This window comes from Mycolicibacter kumamotonensis, assembly GCF_002086285.1.
GTDB classification, from domain to species: Bacteria; Actinomycetota; Actinomycetes; order Mycobacteriales; family Mycobacteriaceae; genus Mycobacterium; species Mycobacterium kumamotonense.
Window position 1 is genome coordinate 40,383 of record NZ_MVHU01000011.1, and the last position, 19,665, is coordinate 60,047.

A 19,665-nucleotide genomic window follows, 5' to 3' on the forward strand; every position below is an offset into this window, starting at 1 on the left:
TCACAGCGCCGGAGACGATGCCTGCGCCCAGAAGCGCTTCGGGATACGCCCGGCCCGGCGCGCCAGGTATCCGGCGGTGACGGCGGCTGCCATCGCCGCCGCCATCGCCGGCGGGTCGGCCGCCCGGGTGACCGCGCTGGCCAGCAGCACCGCGTCGCAGCCCAGCTCCATGGCCAGCGCGGCGTCGCTGGCGGTCCCGATTCCGGCGTCCAGCACCACCGGGACCCCGGCGGCGGCCACGATCATCTCGATGCTGTGCGGATTGGCGATGCCCAGTCCGGTGCCGATCGGCGAACCCAGCGGCATCACGGCAGCGCAGCCGGCGTCCTCGAGCCGGCGAGCCAGCACCGGGTCATCATTGGTGTAGGGCAGCACCACGAACCCGTCGTCCACCAATTGCTCTGCAGCGCAGACTAATTCGACGGCATCGGGCAGCAGGGTGCGCTCATCGCCGATCACCTCCAGCTTGACCCATTCGGTGCCCAGCGCCTCGCGCGCCAACTGTGCGGTCAGCACCGCTTCGGCGGCGCTGCGGCAGCCGGCGGTGTTGGGCAGCGGCGTGATGCCCAGCCGGCTCAGCAGATCCAGCATCCCGGTCCCGCCCTCGGCGTCGACCCGGCGCATCGCAACCGTGGTCAGCTCCGTGCCCGAGGCCACCAGCGCCTCCTCGAGCACGGCCAGGCTGTGCGCCCCGCCGGTTCCCATGATGAGCCGGGAACCGAACTCACGACCGGCGATGGTCAGCTTCGCGTCATCAACCACCTTGCACCGCCGTCACCACCTCGAGCCGGGCGCCGTCGGAAAGCGCGGTGGCCCACCGTGATCTCGGCAGCACCGCCTGGTCCACCGCCACCGCGATGCCGCGTTCCGGGTAGCCCATCGACGCCAGCAGCGCCGCAACCGTCGTCGCGTCGGCGACCTCGACCTGTTTCTCGTTGACGTTGATGATCATCACCGCACTCCAACCGGAAGTAGTTCGGACACAACCTGTTCAGCGGTCCATGGTGCCAGCAGGAAGCCGTTGCGGCCGTGGCCGGCGGCGACGTAGGTCCGTTCGTCGAGCCGATGCACCAGCGGCAGGTTGTCCGGTGTCATCGGCCGCAGCCCGGCCCCGCATTCGGCCAGCTCGTACTCGCCCAGCGCCGGCACCAGGGTGCAGGCGTCATCGAGCAGGTCGCGCACCCCGGAGACCACCGGGGCGGTGTCGCGGCCGTGCTCGTACTGGGTGGCCCCCACCACCACGCCGTCGGGGCGCGGCACCAGATAGACCTGCCGGCCGTGCACCCGGGCCCGGATCACCCGCTGTGGCGCGGGCAGGCAGCCTTTGCGCCAGCGCAACCGCAGCACTTCGCCCTTGACCGGCCGGATCGCCAAGCCGGGCCACAGCGCCGGGGCGTCGATGCCGTTGGCGATCACCACCGCATCGGCGCTCACCTCGGCGAGATCATGCACGGGCCCGGCCCACGCCACCCCGAGTTCCTCGCAGGCGGCCACCAGGGCGGTGACCACCGCGCGGTTGTCGACCGCCAGCTCGGTGGGGGCCCGAAAACCGTGGCGGATCCCGGCGGCCAGCAGCGGTTCGACGTCGCGGGCCGCCGACTCCCAGACGACCGGGTGGCCCTGCGCCGAGAGCCAGTCGGCAACGGTCCGCAGGTCGGCGACGTCGGCCCGGTCGGCGGCCACCACCAGGGATTCGCGCGCCGTGACGACCTCGGCCGGCAGTCCTTCGAGGAAATCGCGCCACAGCTCCAGTGACCGCAGGCCCAGCCGAAGCTGCTGGTCTTCGCCCGGCCAGCCCTCGCTGTGCGGGGCCAACATGCCGCCGGCCACCCAGGAAGCGCCGAACTCAGCGGTGCGGTGGACGCACACCGCCCACCCGGCCCGGGCGGCCTGCCGCGCCACCGAAAGCCCGATGACGCCGCCGCCGATCACGGCCAGTGACCCGAGCGAGGGTCCGGGCATGTGCTGCTCCCTTCCACCCGCGTGTCAACTCACCAAGCTAGCCGCTAGCGTCGCGGTGTGCACAAACGCTCCGACCGACTCGCCCGTCTCGATCAAGCCCGGCTCTACCTGTGCACCGACGCCCGCCGCGAGCGTGGCGACCTGGCCGCGTTCGCCGACGCCGCACTGGCAGGCGGGGTGGACATCATCCAGCTGCGCGACAAGGGTTCCCCCGGCGAGCAGCGGTTCGGCCCGCTGGAGGCCCGCGACGAGCTGGCGGCGTTGCAGGTCCTGGCCGACGCCGCTGACCGCCACGGCGCACTGCTGGCGGTCAACGACCGCGCCGACATCGCCCGCGCCGCCGGCGCCGATGTGCTGCATCTGGGCCAAGACGACCTGCCACTGCCGGTGGCACGCGAGGTCGTCGGCCCCGAGGTGCTGATCGGCCGGTCCACCCACGACCGCGACCAGGTCGGCGCCGCACTGGCCGAACCGGTCGACTACTTCTGCGTCGGGCCGTGCTGGCCCACCCCGACCAAGCCGGGCCGGGAAGCCCCGGGAGTGGAGCTGCTGCGGTTCGCCGCCGAAACAGGCGACACCAAGCCGTGGTTCGCCATCGGCGGGATCGACGCCGACCGGCTGCCGCAGGTGCTGGGAGCCGGGGCCGACCGGGTGGTGGTGGTGCGGGCGATCACCGCCGCCGAGGATCCGCGGGCAGCAGCAGAAGCACTGCGTGCGGGGCTCGCGCCGGGGTGATCGGGCTGTCGCGTCGACTGTGCGTTTTCGTCGGCAAATCGCCGACTTTTCGTCGCAGACCGCACACTCGACGTGTGTCGCCTCAGCCCGGTAGCCGCAGCCCGCGCAGCGACTCCCAGCTGGCGGCGAAACCGGGATGCAACGGCAGCGCGGCCACGTCATGCTCGGGGACCCAGCGCAGCTCGGTGCTCTCCCGGTTGGGCACCACCGGCAGCAGCTCGTCCGCGTCGGCAACCACCGTGGTGTACGTCCAGCTGGTGCCGCTGGCCGACGCGGTGACCACGGCCGCGCGCACCACGATGCGGTCGGCGGGCAGGCCGGCCTCTTCCTGCGCCTCGCGGATCGCGGCCTGCTCGGCGGTCTCGTGACTGTCGCGGGCCCCGCCGGGCAACGCCCAGGTGCCGCCCTGATGACTCCACCAGGCGCGGTGTTGCAGCAGCACGGTGCGGATGCCGTCGGGCCGGGGGGCCCGCAGCAGCAGGCCCGCCGCGCCGTGCCGGCCCCAGAAGCGGACACCGGTGTCGGAAAACGCCCACCCATCGCCGTCACCACGCACGCCTGGAAGCGTATAGGCAGACAATGTCTCGGTTGTGGTTAGATCGCGCGACTATTTCGGCAACATCCCCCGCACAGGTCGGCGCGGACGACACCTGCGCTCTTAGAATCCCTTTATGATCGTTAGTGACGCGACCAGGGATGGAGTCTGAACAGACGTGACCGTTGAGTTGGCGCATCCGTCAACCGAGCCGGCGGGGTTACGGTCGCCGACCGAATCGGCCCGACCCCGCTGGTGGTTCTTCACCACCACCCCCGGAAAAATCCTGGCCATCGGCCTGATCCTGGCCGCACTCGGCGGCATCAGCGCGTTCGCCACCGCCACCACGATCAACAATCGGCAGAACACCCTGACCACCGTGCTCGACCACACCGAGCCGCTGGCGTACGCCGCCGGCCAGCTCTACACCACCCTGTCGGTCGCCGACGCCGCGGCGGCCACCGCCTTCATCGCCCAGGGCGAGCCGCGGGCGGTGCGGGAACGCTACGAGCAGGCCATCACCGCGGCCGCGGTGGCGGTGACCCGGGCCGCCGGCGGGCTCAGCGATGAGCCACTGCTGGCGCTGCTGGGACGAATCAACGCCGAACTGGCCGTCTACACCGGCCTGATCGAGACCGCCCGGACCAATAACCGATCGGGTGATCCGGTGGGCTCGTCGTACCTGTCGGAAGCCTCCGAACTGATGCAGCACACCATCCTGCCCGATGCCCAGCGGCTCTATCAGGCCACGTCGGCGACGGTCGACGTCCAGACCACGGCCTCGACCCGGGTGCCGGCCCCGGTGATCCTGGTGGTGGCCACCACCGTGCTCTTCGGTGCGTTCGCGCATCGCTGGCTGGCCCGGCACACCCGGCGCCGGATCAACCCCGGGCTGGTCACCGGCGGTCTGGCCATCCTGCTGATGGTGATCTGGGTCGGCACCGTGCTGGTGATCTCCACCGCGGGCAGCCGCACCGCCAAGGACACCGCCGCCGAATCCCTGAAGGCGATCACCAACCTGGCGATCACCGCACAGCAGGCGCGCGCCGACGAGACCCTGTCGCTGATCCGGCGCGGCGACGAGGAGACCCGCAAGCAGACCTTCTATCAGCGCATCGACACCATGCAGGAGCAGTTGCACGGCTACCTTCAGCGCGGTGATGCCGTCGACAAGGCCGGCCTGGCCAACGCCGGGGAGCTGCTGGCCCGCTGGCGGCAGGCCAATGACCGGATGAACTCCTATATCGCCGTGGGCAATTACCGGGCTGCCACGCAGGTGGCGCTGGGCGGCAGCGGGGATGACTCCACGCCGGCGTTCGACCAGCTCGACGCGGCCTTGGACAAGGCGCTGCAGCACAGCCGCAACCAGCTGCGCAGCGATATCCTCAACGCCCGGCGGGTACTGTCGGTCGCTCCGGTCGGCGGCGCAGTGCTCAGCATGGGGGCCGCGATCGCGGTGGCGCTCGGCTTGTGGCCTCGACTGAACGAGTACAAATGATGACCCGCTACCGGTCCCGTCTGCTCGCCGGCGCACTCGGCGCGGTGCTGGTGTTGTCCGGGCTGACCGGGTGCGGCCACTCCGAGTTCGTGACGCCCACTGCAGTGCCGACGCTGCCACCGCCGACACCGGCCGGGATGCAGGAGTTGACGCCCGAGGCGCCACGGCCGCCGGAACCGGGCACCGAGAACTGTGATGCCACCGCCAGCCTGCGCCCGTTCCGCAGCAAGGCCGAGGCCGATGAGGCGGTGGCCAAGATCCGCCACCGCGGCCGGCTGATCGTCGGCCTGGACATCGGCAGCAACCTGTTCAGCTTCCGCGATCCGATCACCGGGGAGATCACCGGTTTCGACGTCGACATCGCCGGTGAGGTGGCCCGCGACATCTTCGGCACCCCGTCGCAGGTCGAGTACCGGATTCTGGCGTCGGCCGAACGCATTGCGGCGCTGGAGAAGTCCGAAGTCGATATCGTGGTCAAGACCATGAGCATCACCTGCAGCCGACGGAAGCTGGTGAACTTCTCGACGGTGTACCTCGTCGCCAATCAGCGGCTGCTGGTGCCGCGTGACTCCTCGATCCGCCAGGCCGGCGATCTGTCCGGCAAGCGGGTCTGCGTCGCGCAGGGCACCACCTCACTGCGCCGCATCCGGCACATCTCCCCGGCGCCGATCATCGTCTCGGTGGTGAACTGGGCCGACTGCCTGGTGGCGATGCAGCAACGTCAGGTCGACGCCGTCAGCACCGACGACTCGATCCTGGCCGGCTTGATGGCCCAGGACCCGTATCTGCATATCGTGGGGCCCAGCATGGACGAGGAGCCCTACGGCATCGGGATCAATCTGCACAACACCGGGCTGGTTCGCTTCGTCAACGGCACGTTGGAACGCATCCGCCGCGACGGCACCTGGAACACCTTGTACCGCAAGTGGTTGACGGTGCTGGGCCCGGCGCCGGTGCCACCTACGCCGAGGTATTCGGACTGATGGCAAGCGACGATTCCGGCATCAGCGGCGCCGACGAGCGGCCCGGGTCCCCCGGCGAGGCCGACGATTTCGACGACAACGGTCCGGCCACCCAGCGCGCGGATGTGCTGGCCGAATCGTCGTCGGTGCGGCGTCCGATGTCGACCCAGGCGATCTTCCGCCCCCGTGAGGGTTTGAGCTCGGCGGTATCCGACGACGACGATTCGCACGAGGCGACGGTGGTGCGCACCGTCGCCCCGCGGCGGCGTCTGGGCGGCGGGCTGGTGGAGATACCGCGGGTCCCCGAGATCAATCCGCTCCAGGCGCTGATGGCCGATCCGGTCGTCGCCGAGTCCAAGCGTTTCTGCTGGAACTGTGGCCGGCCGGTGGGCCGTTCGACCGGGGACGCCAAGGGCGCTTCGGAAGGCTGGTGCCCGCACTGCGGTAGCCCGTATTCCTTCCTGCCGCAACTCAAGCCCGGCGATATGGTGGCCGGGCAGTACGAGATCAAGGGGTGCCTGGCGCACGGTGGCCTGGGCTGGGTCTACCTGGCGGTCGACCACAACGTCAACGAGCGCCCGGTGGTTCTCAAGGGCCTGGTGCATTCCGGCGACGCCGAGGCGCAGGCCATCGCGATGGCCGAGCGCCAGTTTTTGGCCGAGGTGACCCACCCGTCGATCGTGAAGATCTTCAACTTCGTTCAGCACCCGGATTCCCGCGGGGATCCGGTCGGCTACATCGTGATGGAGTATGTCGGCGGGCAGTCACTCAAGCAGCGACGCGGCAGCCGGCTGCCGGTGGCACAGGCCATCGCCTACATGTTGGAGATCCTGCCCGCGCTGGGATACCTGCACTCCCTGGGCCTGGTCTACAACGACCTGAAGCCGGAGAACATCGTGCTCACCGAGGAGCAGCTGAAGCTGATCGACCTCGGCGCGGTGTCGCGTATCAATTCGTTCGGCTACCTCTACGGCACACCGGGGTATCAGGCACCGGACATCGTCCGAACCGGACCGACCGTGGCCACCGACATCTATACGGTGGGGCGGACCCTGGCCGCGCTGACGCTGAAACTGCGGACCCGCGAGGGCCGCTATGTCGAGGGCCTGCCCGACGACGACCCGGTTCTGAAGAAGTACGACTCCTACCGCCGGTTGCTGCGCCGCGCCATCGACCCGGATCCGCGCCGCCGGTTCACCTCCGCGGAGGAGATGTCCGCGCAGTTGATGGGGGTGCTGCGCGAGGTGGTCGCCGAGGACACCGGGATACCGCGGCCCGGGCTGTCGACGGTGTTCACCCGGTCGCGGTCCACGTTCGGCGAGCACCTGCTGGTCGCGCACACCGACGTCTATCTGGACGGGCATGTGCACTCGCAGAATCTGACCGCCCGCGAGATCGTCACCGCCCTGCAGGTGCCGCTGATCGACCCGGGTGACGTCGCCGCCCCCCTGTTGACGTCGATGGAGCTGAGCGAACCGGTGCAGACGCTGGATTCGCTACGCGCCGTGCGCAACAGCGCGCTGGAAGCCGAGGGCATCGACTTGTCGGAGTCCATCGGGCTGCCGTTGATGGAGGTGCGCGCGCTGCTGGATCTGGGCAACGTCACCAAGGCCATGAGCAAGCTCGACGAACTCGCCGAGCAGGTCGGTTGGCGGTGGCGGCTGGTGTGGTTCCGGGGGGTGGCCGAACTACTCACCGGCGACTACGAGGCGGCGCGCAAGGATTTCACCGAGGTGCTCGACATGTTCCCGGGTGAGCTGGCGCCGAAGATGGCGCTGGCCGCCACCGCCGAGCTGGCCGGCACCGAAGACGAGCGCGCCTTCTACGAGACGGTGTGGCGCACCGATGACAGCGTGATCTCGGCAGCCTTCGGCCTGGCGCGCGCTCTTTCGGTCGAGGGTGACCGCATTGCAGCCGTTCGCACGCTCGACGAAGTGCCCGCCACCTCAAGGCATTTCACCACCGCGCGGCTGACCAGCGCGGTGACACTGCTGTCCGGGCGGTCCACGAACGAGATCACCGAGGCTCAGATCCGCGATGCCGCGCGCCGGGTGGAGGCACTGCCGGAGACCGAGCCGCGGGTGTTGCAGATCCGGGCGCTGGTGCTGGGCGCGGCGATGGACTGGCTGACCGAGCACGAGGCCAGCACCAACCACATCCTGGGGTTCCCGTTCACCGAGCACGGGCTGCGGCTGGGGGTGGAGACGGCGCTGCGCGCCCTGGCCCGGCTGGCGCCCACCCAGGCGCACCGCTACGCGCTGGTCGACATGGCCAACGCGGTGCGGCCGATGAGCACGTTCTGACCGGCCGCCCCTGTCATCTGGCTACCCGGCCGTCGAATGTGCGCTTTGGTACGCCGGTCTCGGCGTGTCGCGTACCAAACCGCACACTCGGCGGTCGAGGGCCCTCGGCGATCAGCCCCCCATATCGTGAACTGACATCGTTGAAAATCCCACTACGCTCTTCTCATGACCTCCCCCGCACCCCTGCAGGTCACCCCGGCCAGCTTGCGCGAGTTGGCACAGCGCTGCCAGGCGCTGGCGGCTCGGGTCGCGCCGATGCTGCCCGCTGTAACTGCATCGGGCTGGCAGGCCAGCGCGGCGGCGGCGAACACCGCCAACGCCGGCGGGAGTAGTGCCGCGACGGCAATGCGCGGCCGGATGACGGCGGCCTCGAACAAGCTCACGACGGCCGCTCACGATTACGAGGCGATGGACAACGACGGTGTCGCTGCCCTGGCCGCAGTCCCTCGCGGCGCAGCCGGCTTCACCCCGTTGGCCCCGCGCGGCTCGGGCGCCGACGGCGGTGCGGCTGCTGGGTTCGGCTTACCGAGGTAGCCCGCGATGACCTTTCCGACGCTGACCGAGATCAAGGACGCGAACTGGCACTACCTCAAGACCAGCGCCGCCGCCTGGAGAAGCCTCGCCCACTGCTGGGAAGCCGCCTTCACCGAAGTCCGTGACGCCTCGGCGCGTCCCGGCGGCACCGCGTGGACCGGCGCCGGCGCCGAAGCTTTCCAGCACCGCGCCGCCGCCGATGTGGTGACGGTGCGCAGCGCTTCCGACATGCTGGTCAACGCCGCCGGAATCGCCGAGTGCGGCTACGACACTCAGGCAGCCGGCAGAAGTTTGGTGTTGTCAGCCGTGGATGCCGCTGAGCGCGAGGACTTCCGGGTGGGCGACGACTACTCCGTCACCGACACCTGGACCTACTACACCTCGGCGGCAGAGCAGGAGACCCGCGAACAGGCCGCCCAAGCCCACGCCAGCTTCATCAAATCCCGTGCCGCCAACCTGGTCGCCAAGGAGACCGAGATCGCCGGCAGCCTCACCACCGCCACCGCGGGACTACACGAATTCGCCTTCCCCGGCGAAGGGGCAGACGGAGGGGCGGGCGCTGCCGATGGGCAGCCACACGCGGTGCCGCTAGATGACCGTTGGAAGACGGACGCCGACCGGGCCGGCAACCAACGAGAAGCGTTCAACAGGGTTTACGGCCGCGACCCCGTGAGCGACAACGACTGGCGCATGGCGGCAGCGCTAGACCCGCACAGCTACGACCCCAAGTACCAGGGGGTGCCGCCGGAGATCGTCGCGGGCAGGATCACACCGCAGCCGGGCAAGGGGGTTGTCCGGTCCAATATGTTCATTCCTGCTGATCACGTGTACAACACGTTTAGAGACCTCACCGATGTACGGATGGGACGTATCTTCCCCTCGAACGGCGGCGACTACCGTGGTCCGAGCGCAAATGCGGACATCGACGCCTCGCGGGTATCAGTGTTCGTTGATTACGATCACGGCGTGGTGGCGGTCCGTCAGAACCCGACATCGGCGATTGACGGGCAACGCGGAGGAGCGGCGGCAGCAGTACCGAATGTCCATGTTGCACAAGCACCCGACGGCCGCTTGACCATCGACTACAACGCGCACGATGCGTACGAGTTCCCCTTGGGGACGTTGGGAAATCTGACGGTCAACGGGCGGATAACATTCGATCCACGCGTGGACGGCACGGTAGGTCTCGGTGGGAACACCACGATCTACCCCAGCATGGAGACCTACCAGTATCGCGACGGTGTCGCTCCCGCCCAGTTGCAATGGACCCCCGCAAACTCGGGTAGCCCGTGGGGACCGAGTACCAGCCTTGAACGCCACCACTGGATCGGTGACACCTCGATCCGCGCTGTGCGCCCTGACATGCCGAGCTGGAAGTGGGAGCTGGAAAACGCGGTGCCTTACAACGCTCTGCCCTTTTTTGACGACCCCTTCGTTAGCAATACGACACAACTTACGGACCCGTTTAAGAACGTTGTTCCGACAGTAAAGATGGGAAGATGACACACTTTCAGCTCGTCAAACCGTCATTTCGGCGGGTCCTGTGGTCCACCGCAGCGGTTGCGCTCGCAGTTTGGTTGATCGCGGGCAGCGCGTTATTTGTCGATGCCCTCGTCGTATCCAGCGATGATCCCATCCCCACCACGGCAGGCGATTACATTCGGCTGTATCTCGTGGCACTCCTGCTGTGGGGACCTTCCCTGCTGCTCATGGTCTGGTTCGTCAGTGTTCCCGCGACAGTCGCCGTCGCTGTACTCGTCGCCAGCGCGCGCCGCCTCATGACAAATCAGAGCACAGAGCCTGCTCCTACCGGACGATGAGCCGCCTTCGGTTTGTTAAGCCGTCTCCGTGGCGAGCCTTTTGGTGCCTCGTTTTGGCGACATTCGTTGTTTACGTGATGTGGGTAATCGTAGTTTGCATTTTAGCTTCAATTACGAATGAAAATCCGATATCATCGACAAAGGATCGTGACGTATTTCTGGCGTGGGATGCGCTTTTCGCTGCGCCAATCTACGCGTTAATGTTTTGGTTCATCAGTGCGCCCCTGGTGGTGGCTCTCGGGGGATTCTTCTCCTCCCTTCGCCGCCGCGAGAGCAGCGAGCCGCCGCCTCTGGAACGATGAGCTATCACCTCGCCCGGCCGTTGCTGGGGCGGCTGGCTCTTTCAGTCACTGCTGTCTACGTCGCGGCCAGCGTGGCGTCTGGCACCGCACTATCGGTCTCGGCGCTCACCGACGAATACCCGTATTCGGTCGGCGAATACATCCGGATTTACATCTGGTCCATCGTGCTATGGGGTCAGGCGTACTTGCTGATCCCTTGGTTCATCATCACCATCGGCTTGCTGATCGCAAGCGTCCGCCGTGGCGAGACCGGCGCCAGCACCGAACAGACTTCTACCGGGCAATGACGCGTCTTCACCTCGCCAAACCGTCGTTGCGGCGGGCGCTCTGGTCGATGGTCGCAGTTGCAGTCGCCTGCGATGTAGTCGTGAGCAGCGCCTACGTTGTCGGCGCCATCGTCACCGGCCGTAATGATTCAGACCCAACTACGACCGGCGAATATGTCCAGCTTGCGGTGATGTTCCTGACGTTCTGGAGCCCAATACTCCTGCTCACGTTTTGGTATCTCACCCTCCCCCTCGTCATCACCATCGGCATACTCATCGCAAGCGTCCGCCGCGATACCGACAAGAGCGCTAAGCAGACTCCTGCTGGATGACGAGCCGTCTTCGCCTCACCAAACTACCTCTGCGGCAGGCGATTTGGTCCACCGCCGCCCGCGCCGTCGAATGTGCGGTTTGATACGCCGGTCTCGGCGTGTCGCGTACCAAACCGCACACTCGGCATAAAGCCGCCGGGCGCCGGGGCTTACCCCAGCCGGCGCAGCCGCGGCTCCAGGTCGGTCTTGAACAGCTCCAGGAAACGCCGCTGGTCGTGGCCCGGGGCGTGGAACACCAGGTGGTTCAGGCCCCACTTGACGTACTGGCCGACCTGTTCCACCGCCTCGTCGGGATCCGAGGCGACGATCCAGCGCTTGGCGATCTGCTCGATCGGCAGCGCGTCGGCCGCCTTCTCCATCTCGATCGGGTCGTCGATGGAGTGCTTCTGCTCGGCGGTCAGCGACAGGGGCGCCCAGAATCGGGTGTTGTTCAGCGCCAGCTCCGGGTCCGGGTCGTAGGAGATTTTGATCTCGATCATCTTGTCGATGCCGTCGGCGTCGCGCTCGGCCGCGGCCGCGCCGTCGAGCACCGCCGGCATCAGCTTCTCGGTGTAGAGCTCTTCGCCCTTGCCGGACGTGCAGATGAAGCCGTCGCCGGCCCGCCCGGCGTACTTGGCCACCGCCGGCCCACCGGCCGCGATGTAGACCGGAACGCCGCCGTCGGGCACGTCGTAGATCGAGGCGCCCTTGAGCGTGTAGTAGTCGCCGTCGAAATCCACCCGATCGCCGCGCCACAACTCGCGCATCAGCCGCACCGACTCGCGCAGCCGGGCGAACCGCTCCTTGAACTCGGGCCACTGCCCGGTGAAACCGGTGGCGATCTCGTTCAGCGCCTCCCCGGTGCCCACCCCCAGGAAGACCCGCTGCGGATACAGGCAGCTCATGGTGGCGAACGCCTGCGCGACGACGGCCGGGTTGTATCGGAAGGTCGGGGTCAGCACGGAGGTGCCCAGCTGGATCTTCGTCGTGCGCTCCCCGACCGCGGTCATCCAGGCCAGCGAGAACGGGGCGTGCCCGCCTTCGTGGCGCCAGGGCTGGAAGTGGTCGCTGACGGTGGCGCTGTCCATGCCGTGCGCCTCCGCGTCAACACCGAGCTCCACCAGTTCCCGCGGCCCGAACTGCTCCGCCGACGCCTTGTATCCGAGTTTGAGTTCCGCCATTCCACCTTTTCTACTCTCCCGCGGTCTTCCTAGACTCACGGGCATGGGTGAGAGGCTGGTCGAGCTTGTTCCGCTGACCGAACGGGTCCACCTGGCCCGCGGCGAGGCGGTCAACTGGCTGCTGGTCGCCGATGACAGCGGCGTGCTGCTGATCGACGCCGGCTACCCCGGAGACCGCACCGACGTGCTGGCCTCGCTGGGCGCCCTGGGCTACCACGCCGCCGATGTGCGTGCGGTGCTGCTCACCCACGCCCACGTCGACCATTTCGGCGCCGCGATCTGGCTGGCCAAAACGTACGGGACACCGGTCTACTGCCACGCCGACGAGGTGGGCCACGCCAAGCGCGAGTATCTGGAGCAGGCCTCGCCGCTGGCGTTGGCCCCGCACCTGTGGCGGCCGAGTTGGGCCCGGTGGACCGTCCATGTCCTGCGCAGCGGCGGTCTGAACCGCGAGGGCATCCCGTCCGCCCAGTCGCTCAACGGCGACATCGCCGCCGGTCTGCCCGGCCAGCCGGTGGCCATCCCCACTCCGGGCCATACCCGCGGGCACTGCTCCTACCTGGTTGACGGGGTGTTGGCCAGCGGCGACGCCCTGATCACCGGCCACCCGGTGCTCGCGCGTACCGGACCGCAGCTGCTGCCGGCACTGTTCAGCCACAGCCAGGAAGACTGCATTCGTAGCCTGGCGGCGTTGGCGCTGCTGGAGACCGACGTGCTGGCACCCGGTCACGGAGACGTCTGGCGCGGGCCGATCCGGGAGGCCGCCGAGGCCGCGATCGAGCGAGCGGGCAAATCTTAAGGTCACGATCCGATAAGTGCTGAGCACGGAGTTTAAGAGCGGCCTTATCAACTGGATCCGCATCTGCGGCACGCCTGCCCCGATTCGACCGGCGAGTGATGACCTGTTGCCCCGCCGCACTTTCGGCTGTGCGTCCGGACACATGTCCGCCACGGTGGCCACGCGTACCTTGGGCTCCGGACGGGAATTGCAGTTACTGACCCGGAAGGAAATATCTATGTCGAAACCCCTCGACACCACCATGATTCGGCGACTCGGCCTCGGAACCGCACTGCTGGGTGCCGCTGCCGCGACCCTGATCGCCGCACCGGCGGCATCAGCGGCACCGGATTGCAGTCAAGCGTCGGTGACGAACACCGTCGACTCGGTCACCGGTTCGGCTCGGCAGTACCTGAGTGCCCACCCCGGCGCCAATGCCGTGGTCAGCCAGGCCATTACCTCGCCGCGGCCCCAGGCCGCAGCCGACGTGCGCAGCTATTTCACCGCTCACCCGCAGGAGTACCACGAGTTGCGCGGCATCCTGGCGCCTATCGGTGAGAAGCAACGGCAGTGCCAGACGGCGGTGCTTCCTCCCGAATTAGCCTCCGCCTACGCCGAATTCATGGCGGGATAACGCCGCGGCTACTCGCATGTGAGCCGAGACCCCTGAGACAGCTCCTACTGCCCGCAGTGCCGCGGGCAGTAGGAGCGGGGCCGACCGCTGTCGGCGCGATCACGACTTGGGACTCTGCAGTTGGGCGGGGCAATAAGCATTCGCGGCGATCGCAGCGAACTGCGCGGCGCCGTCCAAAGTCAGTGCGGCGTTATCGCTCTGCAGATCCCTGACGACCTGCAACGCGGGTTCCCCGTTGTTGATCAGCCCGCAGACCGCGCGGGCCGCCGCGATCGCCTGCCCTTCGCCGGCGAACGTGATGCCCGATTGCCGAAGGGAAGCAATGAAAGCCGTATCGTTGTCTGCGCCCTGGGGGTCCGCCTGAGCCGGGGCGGCAGCACCGGCAATCGCGATTGCCAGGCCCCCTGCCATCAAGGCTTTCTGCACGATCATCATCACCTGCGACGCTCAGACCCGCGCCAACATGTGGGCCAGTTCGATGTAGAGCGGTATGCCGACCGTCACGTTGTAGGAGAACGTCAGGCCCAGTGACGCGGCCAACGGCAGACTCGGACTGGCTTCGGGAATGGCCAACCGCTGGATCGCGGGAACCGCGATATAGGACGCCGCACCGCAGAGCACCGCGAAGAGCACGTAGGTTCCGGTTTCCAAGTGGAACCCGGTGAGTCGAGAATAGAAGTGAGCCACCGTGATACCGATCGCCGCGAAGAGGTTCGGCGCGAGCACCCCGAACAGGATGAGCCCTCGCCCCGCCGCCTTCAGGTCCTTCAGCTTGCGGGACGCGGTCACCCCCATCTCCAGCAGGAACAGGCACAGGGCACCCTGGAACGCGGTCAAGAACACCGGGTCGTCGACAGCGGTGACCGTCTGCCCCTGCAACCCGCTGATGAATCCGATCGCTATGCCGCCGATGAGCAGGCACAGTCCCGGATTGAGAAAGACTTCGCGAAGCATCGCACCGGAGATCGCGGACTGTTTGCCCGGATGTTCCGGAAGGTCTTCGAGTGCAACGGAATAGCTGGAATCCGGTGCACCCTGGTGCGCCACCCGTAGCAGACCGGTAGAGTCCATTCCTTTGCGCCGTAGCCAGGCCACCAAAAGTAGCGCGACCAGACAACCCGGAATCTCCATGATCGCCAGCATGACCGGCATATACGAGTCGAACGCGATGCCCGCGGTGGTTAACACACCGACACAGGTGGCGAACGTGCCGGCCGAGTCCGAGCCGTAATAGCCGGCGACCGTTGCCCGGTCGACATCGCGCATCTTCGTGGTGTACTTCAAGATGGCATACGCCAACGCGCCGATGACGAAGTTCAGTACGAATCCGGTCAGCATGAATCCGAGGATGCCGCCGATGCTGGACATGTCGACTTGGGCGAGTTCTTCGCCGCCGTGCCATCCGATGGCCAGCAGCAGATACATGGTGAGCCCGTGGTAGATCGCCGGCGGAAATTCGAAGGGCACCTTCAGGATCGGCATGAGAAAGCCGAGGTAGAAGAACAGCAGTAGCGGCTTGAACAGGTTATGGGTGAAGTTCTGCCAGAACTCCCAAAGCATGTGCATCGAGGTCTCCAGATTCAACGTGCTGTGGCGCGGGGACGGCGCATGTCAGGTCACAGGTTTTGTGGTCGCCTTGGTTCTGCTGCCCCGAAGGTGCACGGCGTGGATTCCCGGCTTGCGCGACAGCTCGTCGAGCAAGGTGTCCAGTCCGGCTTGGTCGGTGTTCCAGTGCTGCACCGAGTCGGGTTGATGCCGCAGTTTGGCCAGCACCTGGTCGAGCTTGGCCGGCGTCTTGGAACCCATGGTGACGCGGGTTCGCCCCGCTGCCGCGACGGCCACCCTGGGCGCCGCACCGCCGAGGGCGCCACCGGCCATGGCGCCCAGAGCCATCTGACTCATCAGGCTGCCGGGCACGGCTGCCGACGCACCGGATGCGCCGACACCGGGCATCGCGCTGACCGCCAACCTGATCGCCGGGCTCTGGCCCGCCCAAGCAGGTGGCACCGACAGCGAGCCCACCAGGTTGGCTTCACCCATGCCGGCCGACACCGCCGAGGCCAGACCCCCGGACGACGGCAGCGCGAGTCCGGCACCGAGCCGGGTCGCTGGAATATCGACGAGAGCACGTCCGAGCGGTGGCGCGAACTTCAGAAAGTTCTGGATGGGGAAGTTGGCGAGCATGGAGACGTCGTTGAACTGAGTGGTGAAGCCGAGGGGGACCTTGAGCGCCGAATACATCGCCGCAAACGTCGAGCCGGCGTCGGGTGCGCCGGTGAGGCTGTTCAGCATGTTGTTGAAGAACGCGGTGTACTTGTTCGCCAGGTCGGCACCGGCCTGCAGTATCGGGTTGGCGACCGGCGCGTTTCCGGTGGTGGTCTGTGGCGGTTCTGTGAAGGCGCTGATCTTGGTGGCCGCCGCCGCCGAGACCGCATAGCTCTGCATCACCGCCGCATCCTGGGCCCACATCTCCATGTATTGGGCTTCGGTAGCGGCGATCGCCGCGGTGTTCTGCCCGACCAGGTTCGTCGCGAGTAACGAAATGAGTCGAGCGCGGTTGTCCGCCACCACTTCCGGTGGTACGACGGCAGCGTAGGCGGTTTCGTAGGCAGCTGCCGCGGCCTGCGCCTGCGCGGCCGCCTCCGCGGCCGTCGCCGCGGTTCCCGACATCCACGCCGCGTAGGGTTCCGCCGCGGCCGCCATCGATTCGGCCGACGGCCCGCTCCATGATTCGGCGGTCAGTCCCGCCACGGCCGCGGCGTAGTCGGCTGCCGCGGCCTGCAATTCACCGGCCAGCCGGTCCCACGACGCCGCCGCCGCCCGCAGCGGCCCGGATCCCGGACCGGCGTAGAGGTTTCCCGAATTGGTCTCCGGCGGTAGCCAAGAAAAGTACATTCGCCTCTCCCTTCGTGATGCACGCCCACAGGGCGTGAGTTGGGCTATGAGCGGGCTTCACACCGTCAGTCATCGTCGAGCGCCGGGATCACCACGATGGTGGCCGCCGCGGGGTCTGCCTCACCGGCGATGGCGGGCACGACATCGGCGCCGACTCCGCAGCCGGCGGCCCGGGTCATCGTCGCGCCGACGGTCCGGCCGGTGGTGGCGCCCATGGCGCGTCCGGCGAGGCTGGCCAAGGCCATCTCACCGAACATGGCGTCCTCAGCGGCGAATGCCGCTGCCGGGGCGGCCGCGCTCGCCGGCATGGCCAGGACGACCGGATGGGTCACCGGCGCGGACGTGGCCCAGGCCGTCGGTACCGACAGCTTTCCGACCAGCGCCGCTCGGCCGAGAGCGGCCGCCGCGGGCCGTCCACCGAGGCCTGCCGCCGGAACGGCCTCGTGCGCCAAGGACGACAACGGGGTCAGCGCGCCGGTGATGGCTTTCGGCCCGGCCAGGTAGGAGCTGACACCCATCGCATTGATCGGCCAGCTCCAGATCTGGCCGAACGACAGCAATGGACCGCCCGGGATGGTCGACCATCCCAACAGCGGGCTGTATGCCCCAGTGAGGGCCGACATGATCGTGTTCCAGTTGCCCAGGTCGGTGTTGAGGGCTCCGGGCAACGTGGCTCCGGCCGGGTTTGCCGACAGCGATTTCAGCGCGCTCGGCAGCAGGTTCAGCATCTGGGAGACCTGTTGTCCCACTGAGCCTTCCGAGGTGGCGGCGGCCTGCGCGGTCGCGGCCGCCTGATCGGTGATGCCGGCCGGGTCGGTGGTCGGCGGCGGCTCGGCGAACGGTGTCAGTCGGGTGGCCGCGGCCGAGGCTCCGGCGTAGCCGTACATGGCCGCGGCATCCTGAGCCCACATCTCCGCGTAATGCGCCTCCGTGGCCGCGATGGCCGGGGTGTTGAGACCCAGGATGTTCGTGGCGATCAGCGTCATCAGCAGGCTGCGGTTCGCGGCGATCACCGGTGGCGGAACGGTCGCGGCGAACGCGGCCTCGTAGGCGGCGGCGGCCGCTGCCGCCTGGGCCCCCGCCTGCTCGGCCTGGCCGGCGAGCCCGCTCATCCACTCGACATACGGGGCGGCCGCCACCGACATGGCATCCGCGGACGCCCCATGCCAGTCGGCCGACAGGTCTGCCAGGACGGCCCCGTATCCCGATGCCGCCGAGTGCAACTCGGCGGCCAGCTCGCTCCAGGCAGATGCCGCGGCCAGCAATGGGCCCGGGCCGGCCCCTGAATACATCCGGCCGGAATTCACCTCCGGCGGTAACGCTCCGAAATCCATGTTCACCCAACCTTTGACAAACGCCTCAACAGATGCGGGGTCACCACGCCGGCTCCGGTGCCGCGAGGTGGGTCGTTCGCAGTGAATGCTTTGGGCGCCGGCTGCGAGCCCCGGAGGGCGGTGCGCCGGCACCGGTCATGGGGAACTCCGGCGGCTAGGAGCCCCGCTTACGCCACGGCCGGTGTATTCGGCGCTGCAGGTAGCCCTCAACGGCATGCGCCCAGGCGCCCGTCAACGATGCGGCTCTCACGACATGCTCGACAGACGGACGTACCCGTGCGTTGCGAGGTGTGATCACTACGTAACCTCCTGGAAATACGGGTTATTCGCCTCATCGCCGAGTTGTCCGCCGATCGACGAACACTCAAACTAGGACCACTTTCCACGGATTTGCTGTGTAAGGACTGGGAAATGAATTTCGAAAGTCCCTGTTGGACAAACCGAGTGAGGAAGGTCACGCACGCCACCAGTCTCCCCGCGCTTATCCGGCAAGACCCGGTCCAGAGCATTTCCGTTATACCGCAACGGTATTAGAGCCTCGGCACATCTACGAACCCTGGCTGTAGTAATTCGGCGCGCCACCGGACGGTCACCACGGCGTAGTGACGAGTCTCGCATTAGATATCACGTTATGCGAGATAAATTCGCCCGCAACACTTCCCGTAACTAGAGGGCTAGCTACGGGTGGCGGCGACGTAGCGGATCGCGGCCGGGGCGCCATCGAGCTCACGGTCGGTCAACCGGGGCAGCCGGGCGGCGGCGAACAGGTCCGCGATCCCGGAGTCGACTGTCATCCAGCCGCTTTCGGTCAGGTGGCGCACCACATCGGTGTGCTCTCCGGAATAGAACGGTCCGGGCCCGGTCAGGCTCAGGCCGCGGCGCCGCCAGCGCTCGACGAGGGATTCGTTGTGCACCGCCTGCGGCCGGCTCGGCGGCACCGCATGGTCGGCGGCGAGCCGACTGCCCGGGGCACTCAGCGCGCTGACACCGTCGAGCAGGCGGTTCTGCGCATCCGAGGGCACGTACCAGACCAGCAGGCCCTCGATGACCCATGCGGTGGGTGCGGTGGCGTCGAAACCCACCCGCCGCAGCGCCGCCGGCCAGTCGCCACGCAGGTCGACTCCGACCGCACGACGGTTGACGCTCGGCGCACTGCCCCAGGCCCGCATGGTGGTGGCCTTGAAGTCGACCACCGGAGGGTGGTCCACTTCGTAGACGATGGTCTCGGCCGGCCACCACAACCGGTAGGCGCGGGTGTCCAGTCCCGATCCCAGGATCACCGCCTGGCGGATCCCCCCGCGCGCGGCGTCGGTGAAGAAGGCGTCGAAGAATGTGGTGCGGGCCGCGGAGAACTCGGCCAGCCGCGGAAACCCGCCGTCCTTGCCGAGCCGGCTGATGTCCAGATCACCGTCGGCTACCCGAATACAGAAATCCAGCCCCACCTTGTGCACCAGCGGCGCGGCGAACGGGTCGTTGATCAGGCCCCGAGACGTCGCTGCGGCCCGCGCCGCGGCCAGCACCGTCGCGATGACGCCGGCGCCGGTGGCCAGGCTCCCGGTGTCATCCCGGGAAGCGGGCGCCGTGCTCATGGGAGTCCACCGTGGCGGCACGACGG

21 protein-coding genes are annotated in these 19,665 nt (G+C 67.8%); 11 read left to right on the forward strand and 10 right to left on the reverse strand.

All coding sequences use genetic code 11. From position 1 onward, the window contains the following. Genes BST28_RS09610 through thiO form a run of 3 tightly spaced genes read right to left on the reverse strand, consistent with a single transcriptional unit; the run spans position 1 to position 1,962 of the window. The gene (locus BST28_RS09610; RefSeq protein ID WP_083080791.1) at positions 1-762 is read right to left on the reverse strand and encodes a thiazole synthase; all 762 of its coding nucleotides are present in this window, start codon (positions 760-762) and stop codon (positions 1-3) included. Next, complete coding sequence (gene thiS, locus BST28_RS09615) at positions 755-952, reverse strand: sulfur carrier protein ThiS (RefSeq protein ID WP_019738600.1); 198 nt, start codon at positions 950-952, stop codon at positions 755-757. Before thiS ends, BST28_RS09610 begins: the two co-directional genes overlap by 8 nt. Then, a complete protein-coding gene (gene thiO / locus BST28_RS09620; protein WP_019738601.1) occupies positions 952-1,962 on the reverse strand; it encodes a glycine oxidase ThiO in 1,011 nt (336 codons plus the stop codon). The genes thiS and thiO overlap by 1 nt, the downstream gene beginning before the upstream one ends. A 57-nt stretch (positions 1,963-2,019) precedes the next feature. Between thiO and thiE the strand changes: the two genes are divergently transcribed. Continuing rightward, entirely contained in the window at positions 2,020-2,697 is a 678-nt protein-coding gene (gene thiE, locus BST28_RS09625) for a thiamine phosphate synthase (RefSeq protein WP_083080792.1), read from the forward strand. An 82-nt stretch (positions 2,698-2,779) separates the two neighbouring features. On the opposite strand, the gene BST28_RS09630 is transcribed toward thiE, so the two are convergent. Further along, the gene (locus BST28_RS09630) at positions 2,780-3,253 is read right to left on the reverse strand and encodes an NUDIX hydrolase (protein WP_019739121.1); all 474 of its coding nucleotides are present in this window, start codon (positions 3,251-3,253) and stop codon (positions 2,780-2,782) included. Between the two features lie 157 nt (positions 3,254-3,410). On the opposite strand from BST28_RS09630, the gene glnX reads away from it, so the two are divergent. From glnX to BST28_RS09670, 8 genes are all read left to right on the forward strand, one after another. Next, positions 3,411-4,730, forward strand: a complete 1,320-nt coding sequence (gene glnX, locus BST28_RS09635) for a protein kinase G-activating protein GlnX (RefSeq protein ID WP_083080793.1) — start codon at positions 3,411-3,413, stop codon at positions 4,728-4,730. Beyond that, positions 4,730-5,713, forward strand: a complete 984-nt coding sequence (locus BST28_RS09640) for a glutamate ABC transporter substrate-binding protein (RefSeq protein WP_420093434.1) — start codon at positions 4,730-4,732, stop codon at positions 5,711-5,713. Before glnX ends, BST28_RS09640 begins: the two co-directional genes overlap by 1 nt. Next, positions 5,713-7,995 carry a serine/threonine-protein kinase PknG gene (locus BST28_RS09645; protein ID WP_043335851.1) on the forward strand — a complete coding sequence of 761 codons (2,283 nt, stop codon included), beginning with the start codon at positions 5,713-5,715 and terminating at the stop codon, positions 7,993-7,995. Before BST28_RS09640 ends, BST28_RS09645 begins: the two co-directional genes overlap by 1 nt. A gap of 165 nt (positions 7,996-8,160) precedes the next feature. Beyond that, positions 8,161-8,529 carry a type VII secretion target gene (locus tag BST28_RS09650; RefSeq protein WP_083080794.1) on the forward strand — a complete coding sequence of 123 codons (369 nt, stop codon included), beginning with the start codon at positions 8,161-8,163 and terminating at the stop codon, positions 8,527-8,529. Between the two features lie 6 nt (positions 8,530-8,535). Next, on the forward strand, positions 8,536-10,032 hold the full coding sequence (locus tag BST28_RS09655) for a hypothetical protein (protein ID WP_083080796.1): 1,497 nt from the start codon (positions 8,536-8,538) through the stop codon (positions 10,030-10,032). Continuing rightward, positions 10,029-10,349: a hypothetical protein gene (locus BST28_RS09660; RefSeq protein WP_083080797.1), complete on the forward strand. Its 321-nt coding sequence runs from the start codon at positions 10,029-10,031 to the stop codon at positions 10,347-10,349. The genes BST28_RS09655 and BST28_RS09660 overlap by 4 nt, the downstream gene beginning before the upstream one ends. Positions 10,350-10,647: 298 nt before the next feature. Further along, entirely contained in the window at positions 10,648-10,938 is a 291-nt protein-coding gene (locus BST28_RS09665; RefSeq protein ID WP_083080798.1) for a hypothetical protein, read from the forward strand. A gap of 80 nt (positions 10,939-11,018) precedes the next feature. Beyond that, positions 11,019-11,249: a hypothetical protein gene (locus BST28_RS09670; RefSeq protein WP_133054290.1), complete on the forward strand. Its 231-nt coding sequence runs from the start codon at positions 11,019-11,021 to the stop codon at positions 11,247-11,249. A gap of 149 nt (positions 11,250-11,398) precedes the next feature. Here BST28_RS09670 and fgd read toward each other — a convergent pair whose 3' ends face one another. After that, on the reverse strand, positions 11,399-12,409 hold the full coding sequence (gene fgd, locus BST28_RS09675) for a glucose-6-phosphate dehydrogenase (coenzyme-F420) (RefSeq protein ID WP_083080800.1): 1,011 nt from the start codon (positions 12,407-12,409) through the stop codon (positions 11,399-11,401). 55 nt (positions 12,410-12,464) lie between these two features. On the opposite strand from fgd, the gene BST28_RS09680 reads away from it, so the two are divergent. Further along, complete coding sequence (locus BST28_RS09680; RefSeq protein WP_029249420.1) at positions 12,465-13,208, forward strand: MBL fold metallo-hydrolase; 744 nt, start codon at positions 12,465-12,467, stop codon at positions 13,206-13,208. A 217-nt stretch (positions 13,209-13,425) separates the two neighbouring features. Then, positions 13,426-13,821: a heme-binding protein gene (locus BST28_RS09685; RefSeq protein WP_083080801.1), complete on the forward strand. Its 396-nt coding sequence runs from the start codon at positions 13,426-13,428 to the stop codon at positions 13,819-13,821. 99 nt (positions 13,822-13,920) lie between these two features. On the opposite strand, the gene BST28_RS09690 is transcribed toward BST28_RS09685, so the two are convergent. The 5 genes from BST28_RS09690 to BST28_RS09710 all read right to left on the reverse strand — a co-directional run bounded on the left by BST28_RS09690 (position 13,921) and on the right by BST28_RS09710 (position 19,639). Next, positions 13,921-14,247, reverse strand: coding sequence for a DUF732 domain-containing protein (locus tag BST28_RS09690; RefSeq protein ID WP_420093435.1), 327 nt, complete (start codon positions 14,245-14,247; stop codon positions 13,921-13,923). Between the two features lie 21 nt (positions 14,248-14,268). After that, entirely contained in the window at positions 14,269-15,381 is a 1,113-nt protein-coding gene (locus tag BST28_RS09695) for a sodium-dependent bicarbonate transport family permease (RefSeq protein WP_083080864.1), read from the reverse strand. A gap of 51 nt (positions 15,382-15,432) precedes the next feature. Next, on the reverse strand, positions 15,433-16,716 hold the full coding sequence (locus BST28_RS09700) for a PPE family protein (RefSeq protein ID WP_083080802.1): 1,284 nt from the start codon (positions 16,714-16,716) through the stop codon (positions 15,433-15,435). Between the two features lie 65 nt (positions 16,717-16,781). Next, complete coding sequence (locus BST28_RS09705; protein WP_083080803.1) at positions 16,782-18,050, reverse strand: PPE family protein; 1,269 nt, start codon at positions 18,048-18,050, stop codon at positions 16,782-16,784. Between the two features lie 674 nt (positions 18,051-18,724). After that, a complete protein-coding gene (locus BST28_RS09710; RefSeq protein WP_019737726.1) occupies positions 18,725-19,639 on the reverse strand; it encodes an SAM-dependent methyltransferase in 915 nt (304 codons plus the stop codon). Positions 19,640-19,665 lie beyond the last annotated feature (26 nt).

Coding starts and splice junctions, on each gene's coding strand:
- thiS (WP_019738600.1), bottom strand. CDS start 952: ATGATCATCAACGTCAACGAGAAACAGGTCGAGGTCGCCGACGCGACG.
- thiO (WP_019738601.1), bottom strand. CDS start 1,962: ATGCCCGGACCCTCGCTCGGGTCACTGGCCGTGATCGGCGGCGGCGTC.
- BST28_RS09640 (WP_420093434.1), top strand. CDS start 4,730: ATGACCCGCTACCGGTCCCGTCTGCTCGCCGGCGCACTCGGCGCGGTG.
- BST28_RS09645 (WP_043335851.1), top strand. CDS start 5,713: ATGGCAAGCGACGATTCCGGCATCAGCGGCGCCGACGAGCGGCCCGGG.
- BST28_RS09650 (WP_083080794.1), top strand. CDS start 8,161: ATGACCTCCCCCGCACCCCTGCAGGTCACCCCGGCCAGCTTGCGCGAG.
- BST28_RS09655 (WP_083080796.1), top strand. CDS start 8,536: ATGACCTTTCCGACGCTGACCGAGATCAAGGACGCGAACTGGCACTAC.
- BST28_RS09660 (WP_083080797.1), top strand. CDS start 10,029: ATGACACACTTTCAGCTCGTCAAACCGTCATTTCGGCGGGTCCTGTGG.
- BST28_RS09665 (WP_083080798.1), top strand. CDS start 10,648: ATGAGCTATCACCTCGCCCGGCCGTTGCTGGGGCGGCTGGCTCTTTCA.
- fgd (WP_083080800.1), bottom strand. CDS start 12,409: ATGGCGGAACTCAAACTCGGATACAAGGCGTCGGCGGAGCAGTTCGGG.
- BST28_RS09685 (WP_083080801.1), top strand. CDS start 13,426: ATGTCGAAACCCCTCGACACCACCATGATTCGGCGACTCGGCCTCGGA.
- BST28_RS09695 (WP_083080864.1), bottom strand. CDS start 15,381: ATGCTTTGGGAGTTCTGGCAGAACTTCACCCATAACCTGTTCAAGCCG.
- BST28_RS09700 (WP_083080802.1), bottom strand. CDS start 16,716: ATGTACTTTTCTTGGCTACCGCCGGAGACCAATTCGGGAAACCTCTAC.
- BST28_RS09705 (WP_083080803.1), bottom strand. CDS start 18,050: ATGGATTTCGGAGCGTTACCGCCGGAGGTGAATTCCGGCCGGATGTAT.
- BST28_RS09710 (WP_019737726.1), bottom strand. CDS start 19,639: ATGAGCACGGCGCCCGCTTCCCGGGATGACACCGGGAGCCTGGCCACC.